We start from the raw sequence: 17,367 nt of genomic DNA on the forward strand, positions 1-17,367 counted from the left end.
TATCCATCATATTAGTTTTTACGATGTAATTTGTTTATTATAACCTGCCTAATCCCTATCCTACGATCTAGTCCCGTATATGAATAATATGTCGTTAAAACTAAAAACACTGTCACCACTGCGTATCCACTCCAGCCAAACATTAATATTTTGCAGGTAAGGACTATGGCAGTGATACAAGAAAATAGTATAAATAATTTCATTATTGATCTGGTAAATTTGAGATTACATTTTATTCGACAAATGATCCATAGCTGCAAAAAATAGAATCCATATTTAATGAATGATGATATGCCAAGTCCTATTAATCCCCAATAGTAATACCCTATCATATTAAAAATTAATCCATAACAAACTGTAATAAATTCATTCCAAAAGTATACTTTGGAATCACCTTTCGCTAATAAACCATAAGACATACTCCACGCCATGGCTTTAAAAAACATGGCTGCCATTGCCCAATACATCATACCTTCAGTAGGTATAAACTTTGTAGAATAAAGTACTACTACAGCTACCCGTATATAAGCGATAAAAGCAATAATTATTGGAGCAAGCAACAGTAACGAAATCTCTGCCTGCTGATTAATCGCCCTAACAAATGAGTCATTATCCGAAGCTATCGCTGACAATCGGGGATAATAATCTGTTGCCATAGCCGTAAATACCAATCCAACATATGTGTTGACTATTGTAAACCCAGCATTGAACAACCCGACATCATCAATAGAACCCATACGACTTATGAAAATACGAATGAAATAGGAAGCTAATATTGCCAACATACCCTGAAGACTGATCAACACTCCCATCTTCAACATATCTCGCCCTTCAACTTTTATATCCGTAATGGTTATTTCTTCCTTCTCAATCTTTATTTTGCGGGCATATATATAAGACAGGATAAAAATCAAAGCATTCGAAAACAATAAAACAGGAACAATAGCATCTATCTTCCAAAAATAATATAACGGTATGATAAATATTAAACCGACTGCATTGCCAACTACATTGGCCTTCGCCAAATAACGATACTTCCGCATCCCCTGCATTAAAGCATTTTGCCCGGAAGTTAATTGCATCAATAAAACCGAGAATGAAAGTATTATAAAAGCAAAAGTAAAATCTGTATTTCCAAATGTCACTTGACTTAACAATGAAGCTGAAACCAAACAAATCAATGCACCTGTCAATCCGGTAATCCAAACCAATCTCCTAAATACAGAAATAATAAAAGCTATACGTTTAGTATCATTGGCTCCGTTAGCTTCTGCAATATTACGTACGGCACTGGTCCCTAAACCACAATTTGTAAAGGATGAAATCATTGTAATGGTAGAATTAAGCAATCCCATAACCCCCATCCCTTCAGGGCCTAATAATACTGCAGCAAATTTAGACCTGATGATTTGTATAAGTATATTAAAGATTTGACCCCCTCCAAACAATGATGTAGCTTTTAGGCTTTGTTTATACGAGTTCCTGTTTTCAGTGTCCATTGCTTCTGACATTCCTAGTATTATTGAATTAATCTTCCATAATTCTTCTCAAGAATTTTGCAGGTAACCCTACATGTATTTCAGAGTCTGGTATATCATGAGTAACCAAACTTCTTGCTCCTGCCATAGCAAAATTGCCAATCTTTCTCTTTTCTAAAACTGTAGCACCTATAGAAACATCAGCACACTTACCTATAACCACCAATGAACCGGTTATCGAACCCATTGCAAAATGACATAATGGTCCACATTTAACATCGTGTCCGATACAAGTATTGGATTTTACCATTGTCCCTATGCCCAGTTCTGTTCGAGGAGCAATATATGCATGACACATGACCACTACCCCTGGATGAAGAACCACGTTCTCTCCAATAAATGCTGTATAATGTATTATTGTTACTAATCTATCCAATGGAACATTTAGTCTCTTAAACAGTTCTTCTGTCAAGACATTTCGTCCTATCATATGTATTCCCCATATAAAATAATACCCTTCATCGACAAAATGCTGAATTCTATCAGTACCTCCCAAAACAGCATACTCATCTACATTATCTACAAAATCGTTCACAAAACCACAGATTTCAATATCTTCATCGTATCCGTTTTTCTGGTTATCTTTTATACAAGCTGCAATAACAGAACCATGTCCATTACCACCAATTATCAATACCTGCTTTTTCATTTTGTATTCTTATACTCCAAGAAATCCTTATATATTCGTATATAATCAGCTTCATCATAAGGCATTGAAGCAAGTACCAGACACACTGCTCCAGATGAAAAGTTATCCAGTTCTCTCCACATTCCCGGAACAATATATAAACCTTGATAAGGACGATTTAATGAAAAGGTACGTTTCACACTGCCATCATCAACTGTTACATTAAAACTACCGCTAGCAGCTATCACCAGCTGAAACAATTCTTTATGAGCGTGTCCACCACGCGCCTCGCCACCTGGTATATCGTATAGATAATAGGTACGTTTTACTTCAAATGGAACAGTTTTAACATTTTCAACCACAGTGATATTACCTTCATCTCTGTGATGCTTATCAAGCTCTATAATTGTGCAGTCATAGACTGTACTATTTTTACTCATAATGCAGTATTTTTGAAAGTTTCGTAATCACGTATATAATCATTTTCTCCATATGGAGTTGAAGATAATATTAAAGCTAACGAATTAGTAGAAAAATTATCCATCTGTCTCCATATCTGCTTTGGTACGTACAATCCATAGTATGAACGATTCAAATGGATTTTTCTCCTCTCTTTACCATCATCCAAGAGCACATCAAAACTACCGGAAAGTGCAATAATAAATTCCTGATTTTCTTTATATGCATGCCTCCACGTTTCTCTCCACCAGGGACATCGTATATCCAATATGTCCGTTCTATTTTAAATGGAATATGCTTAAATTCCTCGGCAAAAGAGAGATTACCTCTTTTATCCAAAAATTTTGGAAGATCAATCAACCTACAATCTGATACATTCATAACTTTTATATTTTGTACATACTTTCATAATACTTATTATACTCTCCACTCGCTATATTTTCCATCCATTCGTTATTTTCCAAATACCAGCGAACAGTTTTTTCAATACCTTCCTCAAATTGCAAAGACGGTTCCCATCCTAATTCTTTTTTCAACTTATTAGAATCAATAGCATAGCGTAAATCATGTCCTTTTCTGTCAGCTACATATGTAATCAACTTTTCGGAAGTACCGTCCGGATTACCCAATAACCGATCTACAGTTTTAATGATAACCTTAATTAAATCAATATTTGTCCATTCATTGAAACCACCAATATTATAAGTCTCAGCTATTTTTCCTTTATGAAAAATGGTATCAATAGCACGTACATGATCTACTACATACAACCAATCACGTACATTCTCACCCTTACCATAAACCGGTAAGGCTTTACCATGACGGATATTATTAATAAAAAGAGGTATAAGCTTTTCGGGAAATTGATAAGGCCCGTAATTGTTACTGCAATTGGTAACAATAACAGGCATTCCATATGTATCATGAAAAGCACGTACGAAATGATCACTACCAGCCTTGCTAGCAGAATAAGGACTATGTGGCTGATATTTTGTTTGTTCAGTGAAGAATGTTCCGTCAAAATCTAATGCACCATATACTTCATCTGTTGAAATATGATAAAAAAGTTTATGATCATATCCCGTTTCTGAAGTTTCCCAAGCCAACTTAGCTGCCTGTAATAATGAAAGAGTACCCATCACATTCGTTTGTGCAAAAATAAATGGATCTTTAATACTACGATCAACATGGCTTTCTGCTGCCAAATGTATCACACTATCAATATTATACTGTTTAAAAAGCTGTATTATTCTCTCAAAGTCACAAATATCAGCTTTTACAAAAGTATAATTCGGCTGACCTTCAATATCTTTCAAATTAGCTAAATTTCCAGCATAAGTCAACTTATCTAAATTTATAATATGATACTCAGGATATTTATTCACAAATAAGCGAACAACATGGCTTCCAATAAATCCTGCACCACCAGTAATCAATATATTCCGCTTCATCTTTCTATTTCTCTTTTAATTCATCTATTACATTCATCAAGTATTTCCCGTATTGATTCTTTAACATCGGCTGTGCCAATGCCATCATTTTTTCAGGAGTAATCCAGCCTTTCCGAAAAGCAATTCCTTCTAAACAAGCTATTTTTAACCCCTGACGTTTTTCTATCACTTCAATAAAATTACTAGCCTCTGATAAAGAATCGTGCGTACCAGTATCAAGCCATGCAAAACCACGTCCTAAAAGTTGGACTTTTAATTCTTTAGTATCCAAGAAACATTGGTTTACTGTAGTTATTTCCAATTCTCCACGTGCAGATGGCTTGCTATTCTTTGCTATTTTAACCACTTTATTGGGATAGAAATAAAGGCCCACTACAGCATAGTTTGATTTTGGGTGAACAGGCTTTTCTTCCAATCCTAATACATTACCGTTTTTATCAAATTCCGCAACTCCATAACGTTCGGGATCTGATACCCAATAGCCAAATACAGTAGCTTTGTTTTCTTCTTCAGCCATGCGTACAGCTTCTTTTAGTATATAAGTCAGCCCCTGACCATGAAAAATATTATCTCCTAGTACTAAGCAAACCGAATCATCACCAATAAATTCCTCTCCAATAATGAATGCTTGCGCAAGACCATCAGGCGAAGGTTGTTCTGCATATTCAAAACGGACACCGAAATCAGAACCATCACCTAATAATCGTTGAAAACCAGGAAGATCATACGGAGTAGAAATTATTAAAATCTCACGAATACCTGCAAGCATCAAAGCCGAAATGGGATAATAAATCATCGGTTTATCAAATATGGGAAGAAGCTGCTTAGTAACTCCCTTGGTAATAGGGTACAAACGAGTACCAGATCCACCGGCTAAAACAATACCTTTCATTTTAATATAATCTGTTTAAATGTGTGCGCTTATCTCTCACTTTATCCCACCAAAGATTTAAAGCAATCCAGGCTACAATATCTCCTATCAATATCACAGTATTATTCACCCATGGTATCAATAAAATATTTACAGCACTAAATGCACAGGATATTAATATTATAATAATCATAGCTTTACGGGGTGTAAATCCCATTGCCAAAAATTTATGATGAATATGATTCTTATCTGGTTCAAAAGGGCTCTTTCCATTACGCAAACGTACCATTACCACACGAATCACATCAAAAGCTGGAATTATTAGTGTACTAAAGGCTATAAGAAAAGTACCTTTGGTATTAGAAATTACCTCAGGATTGTTCTGACTATATTTGATAGCAAGAAAACTTAGTATATACCCCAAAGTTAAGCTGCCGGTATCTCCCATAAATATTTTCCGTGCCCGTTCTGCATTACCGAAAACATTATAATAAAAGAAAGGAACTAATACACCTAAGGTACTAAACGCAAGCATACTATACATCCACAGCCCTTTCTCTATAAACAAAAGGCCAAAGACCAAAAGCGCAACACTACTCAATCCTGATGCTAATCCATCAATTCCATCTATTAAATTAATAGCATTAGTAATGAAAACAATGGTCAATATAGTAAAAGGAATACCAATCCAATTTGGAATTGCATATATCCCCAATAACCCATATAAGTCATTTATCCAAAGCTCTGCGATAGAAAAAAAACAAGCACAGAGAATTTGTATCACAAACTTTTGGCGATAACGCACTCCAATAAGGTCATCTGTAATTCCTGTCAAATATAAAAGAGTCAACCCACAGACTAAAAACAAACATTCCAATAAAAAACAAGTTGCATGTAAATCTGAAATATAATATCCTGTTATAGTACGGAATGCCAATACCAAACAACAAGAAAATAATATCGTTGGGAAAAAAGAAACTCCCCCCAAACGTGGAATGGCACATGTATGGATTTTACGTTTATCTGGTATATCAAATAATCTCTTACGAAGAGAAATTAGTAATATGCGAGGTATGACAAATAACGCTATACAGACAGAAATAACAAAAGCTAAGATTATAAATATATAATTCATTCGAATAATTATTTCATGAATAAAGTTTAATATTAAGCCCCATTTAGTTGATGCAATAATTCATTTTTATACAGCAACTTGATTTTCAATCTTTTCCACATACCCAACCGGCATATCCGCACAAGCACACCCCAGCATATTCAACCGGACAGCAATCTTACTCCTGCCATCCACCGTGACAAGTTCTCCTACAAGACCAGTCAAAGGACCTTTGACAACACGTACTTTTTCACCACGTGCCAAAGGAGCGCTATTCATACAGATTGCCTCTTCGGAATAGTCGAGCATAAAACGGAAACGGGCCATTTGTTCATCAGGAATGATAGTCGGACTGCTCTCACCGCGCATTACCATATAACGACTAACGGTAGAAAAGGAAAGAACCTCTTTGCGTTCTTTAGGATCAGCATGTACAAAAACCATCATGGGAAGCAGCACGGATTCAACCACTTTACGGCGGTCGCTCCATTGATGTACTTCTTGCTGGACCGGTACAAAATTTTCAATCCCCATTTTGTCTAAACGTTCGGCTACCTTCTTCTCATGATGCATACGAACCAGAGCGACATACCAGCGTTTAGAGTGTGCTACGCCTTCCCCTGTCCCAATTTTAGGCCCAGCACTTAAAGTTTCTTTCGTTAGAATCATACTTTTTTACCCCTTAAGTTTCCGTTACTTCTTAGGTAACGGACAATACACACACAAGGCGCGCGTCTCTATAAAAATGGAAATCACATATAGGAATAGGGCACAAGAAAGGAACTGCCTAATACTCAACAGGAAAAATCCAGAGATTAGGCAATAAAAAGTTTAGAACATGAAAATAAAGTTATTTCATGTTCGGATAGTTTTTTTCCTATATTTCAGATAAAACGAAAAAAAGTGGAAGAATATTTGCTTACTATTTATGTTTTTGTCTATCTTTGCGTCAAATTTAAGTTCCGTTACCTAAGAAGTAACACACACTTTAGTTCTGAATACTAATACTTTGCACTTTTCATCCTGCCTACACAACAGTTTTTAATGTAAGATAAATTCCCTTTATTTACCTCTGTACGTTCTTTAAGTCCAAAGCCTTTCAAATAGATTTGTGTGGTTTTTATAGATTTATGGCCCAATGATTCACTAATCATTTCAATAGGTACTCCCCGATACTTCGCTGTCGTTGCCCAAGAATGGCGAAGTGTGTAGGAAGTGACGGGAGATTGCAAATGCAAGGCTCTTGCCAAGTCCTTCAAACGATTATTGAATTGGCGGAGAGCGGACTGATATTCCCGGTACCCTCTTTCATCCAGACGCTTTTGATCGCCGCTAAGAATGTCAAACAGATAATCCGGACAATCGGGTTGTGCATCTTCCCTATTGCGAAGCTGGTTAATCATTTCCCTGGCTGTATCAAGTACTTCCACACTCATCGGGGTTTTAGTTTTGATACGGTTGTATCGCAACACATTCTGTTCCAAAGCTGATTTCTCCAGATGAGCTAAATCAGCAAACGACATTCCACAGAACTGAAACATCAGGGCAGCAATAGCTTGCGTACGACGCAAACGCTCCGACTTGGGATCCTCATACAGAAGCTTATGCAATTCGACAGCAGGCAGGGCCTTCTTCTGGCGAACATCGACACCCGTATAAACATCATGAAACAGTCGCGGCACATAAAGCGCAATGCCCGCTTCCACTCCCCGATTATAAATACTACGAAGCATACGCATATACGTAGAAATCGTGTTGGGCTTCAAGCCACACTCGTAAAGATACTGCCCGTAGCGTCGTAAACTTCCCCGGGTGACTTGCCTGAACGACACATTGAGCGTGCCGCAAAACTTGCTGAAAGAGAAGAGAGCATTCTTGTAGACATGCGCCGTAGAATAGCGTCCCTCCTTTCGCAAACGGCCGATGTAGAACTCTGCACATCGGCTAAATCCATTTTTGTTCCTCATTACATCACTAGTTATTTTATATATTATGCCATTTGGCTAGCGGCAAAAGAACGAATCTTTTTGTGTGTTCCAGATAAACTTTTTAATAAATATAGTTAAAGAGTTTTTTGCCGTTTTTATTCTATTAGTAATAAAAAAAGTCATCCGGCTTTGCCCATCATGAGGATGAAACAAAGTCGGATGACCTTCATTTTGTACGCTATTATCTTATACGTATGTTTCCAGCAATTTCACACTTCCTCCTTCGGGAGTGATAGTGACATCTTGCGTGGTAGCAGGCAACAGGATAGATTCTCCTGCACTGACAGTCAGTTCATTGCCTTCATTGTCTCTCATCTTGCAGGATCCTTCCATACAGATAAAGATCACGAATGAATCGAGTTCGGAATAGTCGCAACTGATTTCTTCAGTCATGTCATACAGAGAAGTCGTGAAGTAGGTGCAGGCAACCAGTTCTACCGGTTCGTCCTTCAGTGGTTCGTATTTAGTACGATAGTCATCCAACACTTCGTAGTTGATGGCTTCACGGGCTAAATCGGTGTGAAGTTCACGGGTTTTACCATTCGCATCTTTACGGTTGAAATCGTAGATACGATAAGTTATATCAGAAGTTTGCTGAATCTCGGCGATGAAAGAACCTGCCCCGATGCTGTGCACGCGTCCGGCAGGAAGGAAGAATACATCACCCGGATGAATTTCATATTCCTGCAATACGTCGGTAATCGTATTGTTCAACACGCGTTCTTTATATTCTTTCGGGGTAATCTGTTCAGAGAATCCTGAACGCAATTTAGCTCCTTTGTCGGCATCTACCACATACCACATCTCGGTTTTTCCCATTGAATTGTGGCGTTTCTTCGCCAACTCATCTGTTGGGTGTACCTGGATTGACAAATCCTGTTTGGCGTCGATGAACTTAATGAGCAGTGGGAATTTATTGCCGAAACGGGCATAATTCGCTTCACCAACCAGTTCCTCACGATACTTTCTTACCATATCGGCCAAGGTTAAACCTTTATCCGGGCCATTAGCCACTACGGATTCATTGTTCTCAACACCGGAAATCTCCCAGCTTTCTCCTACTCCTTTCAAGTCTGAATTCAAATGCTTGAACGGAATAATTTTGTCGCCCCCCCAAAGCGTCTGCTTCAGAATAGGTTCGAATTTTAATGGATACATTTTTGTTTTTCTTGTTATAAACTTAGATTAAATTCGCTCGGATTGTTACAATCCGGGAACAAACATACAAAAAATAGTTCAGTTTTTAAGAAAAGGAGGATGAAAATTCATTTAAGAAATCATCTTTTGTCCTTGCATCCAAAGAAGATGAAGTAATAAAGCTAAACTTTCCTAAAGCACCTGTCATATTTAGTCGGAATAATTTGTGAGTAAGAAAGAATTTCCCTTTATTTGCAGGAAATTTTTAATAATACCAGACATGAATAACACATTCCCAACAGAAGGGAATCTATCAGGGCTCAGCCGGAAAGATTTCCAAAAGGATATAAATGATAAGAAAACTGATTTATTTATCCTCAAAAACACAAAGGGAATGGAAGTAGCTGTAACCAATTACGGATGCGCCATTCTTTCTATCATGGTACCGGACAAAAACGGTAAGTATGCTAATGTAATCCTCGGACACGACAGCATCGACCACGTCATCAACAGCCCGGAACCTTTCCTAAGCACTACTATCGGACGCTACGGCAACCGTATCGCGAAAGGAAAATTCACCTTGTTCGGCGAAGAACATGAACTCACGATTAACAACGGACCTAACTCTCTGCATGGTGGACCTACCGGTTTCCACGCCCGTGTTTGGGATGCTGTCCAGATTGATGAGAGCACAGTGCAATTCAACTATGTTTCTGCTGACGGCGAAGAGGGATTCCCCGGCAATCTGGAAGTGGAAATGACTTACCGCCTGGAAAATGAAGTAAATGCACTGACTATCGAATACCGCGCTACCACCGACAAAGCTACAGTCGTTAACTTGACTAACCACGGTTTCTTCAACCTCGCCGGTATTTCCAACCCTACTCCTACCGTTAACAACCACATCGTTACGATCAACGCTGATTTCTATACGCCTATCGACGAAGTTTCTATCCCTACCGGTGAAATTGCCAAAGTAGAAGGTACTCCGATGGATTTCCGTGCTCCGCACACTGTAGGCGAACGTATCGACGACAAATTCCAGCAACTGATTTTCGGTGCAGGATATGACCACTGTTATGTACTGAACAAGATGGAAAGCGGTTCGCTCGACCTGGCTGCCACTTGCAAGGACCCGGAAAGCGGACGTATCATGGAAGTATATACCACCGAAGCGGGTGTACAACTCTATACGGGCAACTGGCTCAATGGATTTGAAGGTGCACACGGAGCTACATTCCCTGCCAGAAGCGCTATCTGCTTTGAAGCACAGTGTTTCCCGGATACTCCGAACAAACCTCATTTCCCATCGGCTACTTTGCTGCCGGGTGATGAATACCAACAGATCACTGTCTACAAATTTACGGTAGAAGAATAAGATTTGAAAAATAACTAACCTAATTTTATAAACTAACATTTTTTTTGAACCATGACACAAGAAAAAAAGAACGGTAAAATCATTGCAATCATTACGATGATTTTCCTTTTCGGTATGATTTCATTTGTTACCAACCTCGCTGCTCCTATGGGTATCGTGTTGAAAAACCAGTTCGACGTATCAAACGCGTTAGGTATGCTGGGAAATTTCGGAAACTTTATTGCTTATGCAGTAATGGGTATTCCGAGCGGTATCCTGTTGCAACGCGTGGGCTATAAGAAAACAGCACTTATCGCAGTAGCTATCGGTTTCATTGGCGTAGGTATCCAATTCTTATCCGGTCATTCCAGCCCGGAAATGGCATTTGCCGTTTATTTGATTGGTGCATTCGTAGCTGGTTTCTCCATGTGTTTGCTTAACACAGTTGTAAACCCGATGTTGAACAAACTGGGTGGTGAAGGTAACAAAGGTAACCAGCTTATCCAGGTAGGTGGATCTTTCAACTCTGTAATGGCTACCATTACTCCGATGTTTGTAGGTATCCTGATCGCCGGTTCTATCGAAAAAGCAACTATTTCACAGATATTTCCTGTGATGTACACTGCTATGGCTGTGTTCGCTTTTGCTTTCTTCGTACTTCTGTTTGTACAAATCCCCGAACCTAACGCCAATGCCGCAACAGAACCTATCGGCAAATTGATGAAGGGTGCTTTAAAGTTCCGTCATTTCATCTTGGGAGCTATCGCAATTTTTGTATATGTAGGTATTGAAGTAGGTGTACCGGGTACTTTGAATCTATTCCTGACAGACCCTGTAGAAAAAGGCGGAGCAGGTATCGCTTCTACGATTTCAGGTTTCGTGGTAGGAACTTATTGGTTCTTAATGTTGATCGGCCGTCTGGCCGGCGCATCACTCGGTGCTAAAATTTCCAGTAAAGCGATGCTTACGTTTACATCTGCACTGGGTTTGATTTTAGTATTCCTTGCTATCTTCTCTTCTACCGGAACATTGGTTAACCTGCCTGTACTTCAACAGAGTGCTACCGGCGGTTTGTCATTCGGTTTTGCAGAAGTACCTATCAACGCTATGTATTTGGTATTAGTAGGTCTTTGTACTTCTATCATGTGGGGTGGTATTTTCAACCTTGCAGTAGAAGGATTAGGAAAATATTTGGCTGCTGCTTCCGGTCTGTTTATGGTATTGGTTTGTGGTGGAGGTATCCTGCCCGTTATCCAGGGTTGGGTGGCTGACATCGCTGGTTTCATGCCTAGCTACTGGGTTATCATCGCGGCACTTGCTTACCTGTTGTTCTACGGCCTGGTAGGTTGCAAGAATGTAAATAAGGATATTCCTGTGGAATAATCACCATAGAATAGAATTCAATTTATTCACCTTTAAAATATATAAATATCATGGATACAGAATACGTAAGAAGTCGATTCATTAAACACTTTGACGGAACTACTGGATTTTTATATGCTTCTCCGGGCCGTATCAACCTGATCGGTGAACACACTGACTACAATGGTGGATTCGTATTTCCGGGAGCCGTAGACAAAGGCATGATTGCTGAAATCAAACCGAACGGTACTGACAAGGTTAGAGCTTACTCTATCGACTTGAAAGACTATGTAGAATTTGGCCTGAACGAAGAGGATGCTCCACGTGCCAGCTGGGCAAGATATATTTTCGGTGTATGCCGTGAAATGATTAAACGTGGCGTTGACGTGAAGGGATTCAATACTGCTTTCGCAGGTGATGTGCCTCTGGGTGCAGGTATGTCTTCTTCTGCCGCTTTGGAAAGTACGTATGCTTTCGCACTGAACGAACTGTTCGGTGAAAACAAAATAGATAAATTTGAATTGGCTAAAGTTGGCCAGGCTACAGAACATAATTACTGTGGTGTGAACTGCGGTATTATGGACCAGTTTGCTTCCGTATTCGGTAAAGCTGGTAGCTTGATCCGTCTGGATTGCCGTTCACTGGAGTATCAGTATTTCCCATTCCATCCGGAAGGTTATCGTCTGGTTCTGATGGATTCAGTTGTGAAACACGAATTGGCTTCTTCTGCTTATAACAAGCGTCGCCAAAGCTGTGAAGCTGCTGTTGCCGCTATCCAGAAAAAACATCCGCACGTAGAATTCCTGCGCGACTGTACAATGGCTATGCTAGAAGAAGCGAAAGCTGATATCAGCGCTGAAGACTATATGCGTGCAGAATATGTAATCGAAGAAATCCAACGTGTACTCGATGTTTGCGAGGCATTGGAAAAGGATGATTACGAAACTGTAGGTAAGAAGATGTACGAAACTCATCACGGCATGAGCAAGTTGTACGAAGTAAGCTGCGAAGAACTCGACTTCCTGAATGACTGCGCTAAAGAGTACGGTGTAACCGGTTCACGCGTTATGGGTGGCGGCTTCGGTGGTTGTACTATCAACCTTGTTAAGGATGAGTTGTACGATAACTTCGTTGAAAAAACAAAAGCTGCTTTCAAAGCTAAATTCGGCAGAAGCCCGAAAGTGTATGACGTAGTAATCGGTGACGGTTCTCGTAGACTGGAATAAGAATTTATTCGAAATTAAATAAATAAGAAGGGCGGCTTCCGTGATGGAAGCCGCCCTTACTTTTTACACGGCATAATAACACACAACCTCAACTCTACTCTCTTAAAATGAGAATTTCTCTCATTTTAAGAGAATTATCTAAAACTATTCGTATCTTTGTCATGTTCTATAGAATAGACAACTTAATATAAAAACAATATGATAATCAATTTTACAGTAGGCAACTATCGTTCGTTCAAAGACAAAAAGGTTTTGAGCATGGAAGCTACCGCTATTAAGGAATTGAATGAATCTGTTATAGAGAAAGAAGGATATAGACTACTTCCATCAGCTGTTATTTATGGAGCTAACTCAAGTGGAAAAAGTAATTTATTGAAGGCAATTGGTAGATTTAAAAAGATTATCAATTCTTCTTCTAAATTAAACTCTACAGACAAATTAAAAATTTCCCCTTTCTTATTAAATCAAGAAACAGCCAAAGAACCATCATTTTTTGAAATTGAACTATTACTAGATAACGTAGCATATAGATATGGTTTCACAGCAAATAATCAAAAAGTTTATGAAGAATGGCTATATACAAAAGAGGGAAAAGCGAAAAAGGAAAAATGCTTATTTGTTCGTACGGAAGAAGGAATCGGAATAGCTGACGATTATAATGAAGGTAAAGGTTTAGAAGAAAAGGTACGTGACAATGGACTATTTTTATCGACAATTGATTCTTTTAATGGTGAAATTGCAAAAAAAATCATTTACAAAATTGATAATTTTTGGATAATATCAGGCATTAACCATGAATCTTGGTCTGGATTTACAAATGATATGTGTAATATTGAAAATCCGGATCTTAGCTTTCAACAAGAGATTCAAGACTTCTTGAAATCTATGAATGTAGGGTTTAACAGATTTGAACTTCCTGAAGATGAAAAGTTGGCTAAAGAAATCAAAGCATACACCATACATAATTTGTATAATGAACAGGGAGAAGTCATTGGAGAAACCCGCTTCTCCATGAAAGAACATGAGTCATCGGGTACTAACAAACTATTCGATTTGGCCGCCTTAGTTATTAGTCAATTGATGTTAGGGGATCTACTGGTTGTAGACGAACTCGATTCGAAGCTTCACCCACTGCTAACTCAACATATTATTAAACTTTTTAATAACCCCAAAACAAATCCCAAGGGAGCTCAATTAATATTTGCTACCCACGACACTAATTTACTGAATGTAAAGACATTCCGTAGGGATCAGATTTGGTTTACGGAAAAAGATCATTCGGAAGCTACCGACCTCTATTCATTAGCAGAATTCAGAGAACCGGAAGGAAACAAAATTCGGAAAGACCGTAGTTTTGAAAAAGATTATATCAACGGACGTTATGGCGCAATTCCATATATTAAAGATTAATACACAATGAGTAGACTGCTGCCGAAACATCGGTTTGAGGAAATAAAAAGAGAACAAAGACAGGCAAAACTGGATAAAAGAAGAAAAGTAGCAATACGCAATGTATCTGTTAGTTTCCTTATCGTATGTGAAGGTGAAAGAACTGAACCTAACTATTTCAAGGCTTTAATAAAAGACCGTTATTCGGATATCCGTGAAGTTACAATTGAAGGTAAGGGACAAGGTACAGTCAGTCTTATCAAAGAAACCATAGCTATTCGTGATAAATCAAATAAAGAGTTTGACAGGGTATGGGCTGTTTTTGATAAAGATGACTTTAATGATTTCAATAACGCCATACAGCTTGCAAAAAAGAATCATATTCTTTGCGCATGGTCTAATGAGTCATTCGAACTTTGGTATTATCTACATTTTCAATATTTGGATACTGGCATATCCCGTTCTCAATACATTGAGAAAATAGAAAGGGAAATCCAAAATAGAACAAATGATTCAAACTACCGATATAAAAAGAAATCACCGGAAACTTTCGACATATTACAACGTATAGGAGATGAATCATTAGCTATCAAACATGCTCAACGCTTAAGAGAATCATTTTCGGGAACAGATTATGCAGCTCACAAACCTTGTACTACTGTATATGAGCTAGTAGAAGAACTAACTCATCCTGAAAAGTTATTATGATCATAACATAACTATACATCAAGAAGGGCGGCTTCCGTGATGGAAGCCGCCCTTACTTTTTACAATTAACAAAAATCTAAAACCTATTGATCTAATAACATCTAATTAGTTCTACTTATTTCTTCGTAAATTTATATACTGCAAACGTAGTGGGTTCCAATTCGGTAGTAAACACATTGCCTTCAATAGATACCGGAGTTTCCTGCGGAACGATGGCAAAAGGTTGTTCAAGTGTATTATCCTTATCCAAATCAAGCGAACGAAGTTTGATACAACGACCATTAGACAGTACATCTTGTTTCTTCAATCCTTCAAAATTCAAGGAAATCGGTTGAGCTGTGGCGGAGGTATTGGCAACCTTTACAATCAGTTCATTCTTATCCTTATCGTAAACAGCACTGGCAAAGAGTCCGTTCTGCCCTTCGGCTCCCGTTACATTTTTCTTATTCATGGTAAGGGGAAGCACATTTGTTCCTTTATTCTGCGCATACAGTTGTTGTACATAATAGCTAGTGGTACGCACAGAGTTCAGGTTATCGAACCAAATCATATCAGGACGCCATTGCCATCCTTCCACATGAGCGAAAAGCGGAGCATAGGTAGCCATGTGAACGATGTCAGCATTACGTTCCAATCCGGTCATAAAAGCAGCCTCTAGCAAAGCAGCATGGTAATGATTCCATTTCTTTCCTTTTCCATGGCAGGCATATTCACCGGCAAATACTTTCGGACCTTTACGGTCATAGTTGTCATAGCGGGCGCCTTGAGCCAGAAACCAGCTTTCAGGACGATAGAAATGTTCGTCCACCAAATCAACTTTCAGGCGTTTCATTTCAGGCCACAGATAATCAAAATCTTTTCCTTCGGAATTCGGACCGGAGCTACCTACTATTTTGATTTCCGGGTGAGCTTTACGAATGGCTTTGATAAACGGTTCGAGACGTTCGGGATATTCTTTCCCCCATTGTTCGTTACCGATACCGATAAACTTCAGGTTAAACGGAGCAGGATGTCCCATATCGGCACGTACTTTTCCCCACGTAGTATTCACGTCTCCATTAGCAAACTCAATCAGGTCGAGTGCATCCTGAATATAGTTATCCAAATCACAAACTGCTACGTGAGCTTTCGGATCATTATTCTGATATTGGCAGGAAAGTCCGCAATTCAGAATCGGCAGAGGTGCCGCACCCATTTCTTCAGACAGCAGGAAATATTCGTAGAATCCCAATCCATAGCTTTGATAATAATCAGGGAAGAATCGGTGAGTAAAAGTATACTGCCAACGATTTTCATTTAAGGGACGGTTTTCTACCGGGCCAACTGATTTTTTCCAGTCGTAACGAGTTTCCAAGTCGGTACCTTCTACGATGCAACCACCGGGAAAGCGGAAGACTCCGGGATGAATATCCGCCAATGCTTGTGCCAAATCTTTACGAAGCCCATTTTCATGTCCTTTCCAGGTATCAACCGGAAAAAGGGAGACGTGCTCCAAATCTACTGTTCCTTTGGAGGTAAGGAAAATACGGAGTACGGATTTCGGATGAGTACTGCCGGGCTTCAAGATCATCTGGTATTTTTTCCAGTCCTTAGAATCAATCGTAAGATTCCCTGCAACAAGTGCCTGACGTTCGCCCATTGATTGGGTATCTACAAGTTCGATTCTCAATGTTTCTTTCGTACTTCCTTGCGGCAAACGCGCCCAAACAGAGAAACGATATTCCTCTCCCTTCTTGACACCGATGCCGAAGAAACCTTCGTTATCCAATCCGGTATGCTTATGTGCGTGTCCGGGGTCGGAAAGGCGCACATAATGCGGATTACGCTCAAAAGGACCATCGTTCATTAATGACACTTTTCCATACGTTTTCCATCCCATCAGGTGTTGTGGAAACTCAAAGGAACGATTCTTCACCAGTTCGGCATAAAGTCCGCCGTCGGCAGCGTAGTTGATGTCCTCAAAAAAGAGTCCATACATAGTAGGTTGGATTTCTGCACCCAGCTTCTTCGTCTGTATCACCAACTCATTGGTTTGCGCATGAAGGGCAAGGTTAGTAGACAAGGCTAATACTGCCAATAAATTTGCGTATCTTCTCATGGTTCTCAATAAAAAATTATATATAGTTAAAATGCAAAGAT

Annotated in this window: 15 protein-coding genes and 1 pseudogene; 5 read left to right on the forward strand and 11 right to left on the reverse strand. The window is 39.0% G+C overall.

Annotation, left to right across the window (positions count from 1 at the left end; all coding sequences use genetic code 11):
- Window positions 1-11 precede the first annotated feature (11 nt).
- The 10 genes and pseudogenes from HMPREF9010_RS15880 to HMPREF9010_RS15835 form a co-directional block, all read right to left on the reverse strand.
- The gene (locus tag HMPREF9010_RS15880; protein ID WP_008648232.1) at window positions 12-1,511 is read right to left on the reverse strand and encodes an O-antigen translocase; all 1,500 of its coding nucleotides are present in this window, start codon (window positions 1,509-1,511) and stop codon (window positions 12-14) included.
- Window positions 1,512-1,527: 16 nt separating this feature from the next.
- The gene (locus HMPREF9010_RS15875) at window positions 1,528-2,187 is read right to left on the reverse strand and encodes an acetyltransferase (protein ID WP_004300042.1); all 660 of its coding nucleotides are present in this window, start codon (window positions 2,185-2,187) and stop codon (window positions 1,528-1,530) included.
- Window positions 2,184-2,606, reverse strand: a complete 423-nt coding sequence (locus HMPREF9010_RS15870; protein ID WP_004300044.1) for a sugar 3,4-ketoisomerase — start codon at window positions 2,604-2,606, stop codon at window positions 2,184-2,186. Before HMPREF9010_RS15870 ends, HMPREF9010_RS15875 begins: the two co-directional genes overlap by 4 nt.
- A 65-nt stretch (window positions 2,607-2,671) precedes the next feature.
- Window positions 2,672-3,006: pseudogene (locus tag HMPREF9010_RS15865) on the reverse strand (sugar 3,4-ketoisomerase); the annotation flags it as partial.
- 5 nt (window positions 3,007-3,011) lie between these two features.
- Window positions 3,012-4,076, reverse strand: a complete 1,065-nt coding sequence (gene rfbB / locus HMPREF9010_RS15860) for a dTDP-glucose 4,6-dehydratase (protein WP_008648235.1) — start codon at window positions 4,074-4,076, stop codon at window positions 3,012-3,014.
- A 4-nt stretch (window positions 4,077-4,080) separates the two neighbouring features.
- Entirely contained in the window at window positions 4,081-4,968 is an 888-nt protein-coding gene (rfbA, locus tag HMPREF9010_RS15855; protein WP_008648237.1) for a glucose-1-phosphate thymidylyltransferase RfbA, read from the reverse strand.
- Window position 4,969: 1 nt separating this feature from the next.
- Complete coding sequence (locus HMPREF9010_RS15850; RefSeq protein WP_004317895.1) at window positions 4,970-6,082, reverse strand: MraY family glycosyltransferase; 1,113 nt, start codon at window positions 6,080-6,082, stop codon at window positions 4,970-4,972.
- Between the two features lie 66 nt (window positions 6,083-6,148).
- Window positions 6,149-6,730, reverse strand: coding sequence for a UpxY family transcription antiterminator (locus HMPREF9010_RS15845; protein ID WP_004300054.1), 582 nt, complete (start codon window positions 6,728-6,730; stop codon window positions 6,149-6,151).
- A gap of 332 nt (window positions 6,731-7,062) precedes the next feature.
- The gene (locus tag HMPREF9010_RS15840) at window positions 7,063-8,028 is read right to left on the reverse strand and encodes a tyrosine-type DNA invertase cluster 3b (protein ID WP_008648239.1); all 966 of its coding nucleotides are present in this window, start codon (window positions 8,026-8,028) and stop codon (window positions 7,063-7,065) included.
- 207 nt (window positions 8,029-8,235) lie between these two features.
- Window positions 8,236-9,207, reverse strand: a complete 972-nt coding sequence (locus HMPREF9010_RS15835; protein ID WP_004297466.1) for a type I phosphomannose isomerase catalytic subunit — start codon at window positions 9,205-9,207, stop codon at window positions 8,236-8,238.
- A gap of 259 nt (window positions 9,208-9,466) precedes the next feature.
- Between HMPREF9010_RS15835 and HMPREF9010_RS15830 the strand changes: the two genes are divergently transcribed.
- From HMPREF9010_RS15830 to HMPREF9010_RS15810, 5 genes are all read left to right on the forward strand, one after another.
- The gene (locus HMPREF9010_RS15830; RefSeq protein ID WP_004307294.1) at window positions 9,467-10,564 is read left to right on the forward strand and encodes an aldose epimerase family protein; all 1,098 of its coding nucleotides are present in this window, start codon (window positions 9,467-9,469) and stop codon (window positions 10,562-10,564) included.
- Window positions 10,565-10,615: 51 nt separating this feature from the next.
- Window positions 10,616-11,926, forward strand: a complete 1,311-nt coding sequence (locus HMPREF9010_RS15825) for an MFS transporter (RefSeq protein ID WP_004307295.1) — start codon at window positions 10,616-10,618, stop codon at window positions 11,924-11,926.
- A 50-nt stretch (window positions 11,927-11,976) separates the two neighbouring features.
- Window positions 11,977-13,131 (forward strand): galactokinase, encoded by a 1,155-nt coding sequence (gene galK / locus HMPREF9010_RS15820; RefSeq protein WP_008648242.1) that lies wholly within the window; start codon window positions 11,977-11,979, stop codon window positions 13,129-13,131.
- Window positions 13,132-13,389: 258 nt separating this feature from the next.
- Window positions 13,390-14,541: an AAA family ATPase gene (locus tag HMPREF9010_RS15815; protein WP_229065835.1), complete on the forward strand. Its 1,152-nt coding sequence runs from the start codon at window positions 13,390-13,392 to the stop codon at window positions 14,539-14,541.
- Between the two features lie 6 nt (window positions 14,542-14,547).
- Window positions 14,548-15,228, forward strand: coding sequence for an RloB family protein (locus HMPREF9010_RS15810; RefSeq protein ID WP_004307298.1), 681 nt, complete (start codon window positions 14,548-14,550; stop codon window positions 15,226-15,228).
- Between the two features lie 115 nt (window positions 15,229-15,343).
- Here HMPREF9010_RS15810 and HMPREF9010_RS15805 read toward each other — a convergent pair whose 3' ends face one another.
- Window positions 15,344-17,326, reverse strand: a complete 1,983-nt coding sequence (locus tag HMPREF9010_RS15805; RefSeq protein WP_008648244.1) for an alpha-L-arabinofuranosidase C-terminal domain-containing protein — start codon at window positions 17,324-17,326, stop codon at window positions 15,344-15,346.
- Between the last annotated feature and the right edge of the window lie 41 nt (window positions 17,327-17,367).

Source organism: Bacteroides sp. 3_1_23 (genome assembly GCF_000162555.1).
GTDB classification, from domain to species: domain Bacteria; phylum Bacteroidota; class Bacteroidia; order Bacteroidales; family Bacteroidaceae; genus Bacteroides; species Bacteroides ovatus.

Excerpts from the sequence above, each read along its gene's own strand:
- HMPREF9010_RS15845 (WP_004300054.1), bottom strand. The coding sequence starts at position 6,730 with ATGATTCTAACGAAAGAAACTTTAAGTGCTGGGCCTAAAATTGGGACA.
- HMPREF9010_RS15815 (WP_229065835.1), top strand. The coding sequence starts at position 13,390 with ATGGAAGCTACCGCTATTAAGGAATTGAATGAATCTGTTATAGAGAAA.
- HMPREF9010_RS15875 (WP_004300042.1), bottom strand. The coding sequence starts at position 2,187 with ATGAAAAAGCAGGTATTGATAATTGGTGGTAATGGACATGGTTCTGTT.
- HMPREF9010_RS15870 (WP_004300044.1), bottom strand. The coding sequence starts at position 2,606 with ATGAGTAAAAATAGTACAGTCTATGACTGCACAATTATAGAGCTTGAT.
- HMPREF9010_RS15835 (WP_004297466.1), bottom strand. The coding sequence starts at position 9,207 with ATGTATCCATTAAAATTCGAACCTATTCTGAAGCAGACGCTTTGGGGG.
- HMPREF9010_RS15880 (WP_008648232.1), bottom strand. The coding sequence starts at position 1,511 with ATGTCAGAAGCAATGGACACTGAAAACAGGAACTCGTATAAACAAAGC.
- HMPREF9010_RS15810 (WP_004307298.1), top strand. The coding sequence starts at position 14,548 with ATGAGTAGACTGCTGCCGAAACATCGGTTTGAGGAAATAAAAAGAGAA.
- HMPREF9010_RS15805 (WP_008648244.1), bottom strand. The coding sequence starts at position 17,326 with ATGAGAAGATACGCAAATTTATTGGCAGTATTAGCCTTGTCTACTAAC.
- rfbB (WP_008648235.1), bottom strand. The coding sequence starts at position 4,076 with ATGAAGCGGAATATATTGATTACTGGTGGTGCAGGATTTATTGGAAGC.
- galK (WP_008648242.1), top strand. The coding sequence starts at position 11,977 with ATGGATACAGAATACGTAAGAAGTCGATTCATTAAACACTTTGACGGA.
- HMPREF9010_RS15840 (WP_008648239.1), bottom strand. The coding sequence starts at position 8,028 with ATGAGGAACAAAAATGGATTTAGCCGATGTGCAGAGTTCTACATCGGC.
- HMPREF9010_RS15850 (WP_004317895.1), bottom strand. The coding sequence starts at position 6,082 with ATGAATTATATATTTATAATCTTAGCTTTTGTTATTTCTGTCTGTATA.
- HMPREF9010_RS15825 (WP_004307295.1), top strand. The coding sequence starts at position 10,616 with ATGACACAAGAAAAAAAGAACGGTAAAATCATTGCAATCATTACGATG.
- rfbA (WP_008648237.1), bottom strand. The coding sequence starts at position 4,968 with ATGAAAGGTATTGTTTTAGCCGGTGGATCTGGTACTCGTTTGTACCCT.
- HMPREF9010_RS15830 (WP_004307294.1), top strand. The coding sequence starts at position 9,467 with ATGAATAACACATTCCCAACAGAAGGGAATCTATCAGGGCTCAGCCGG.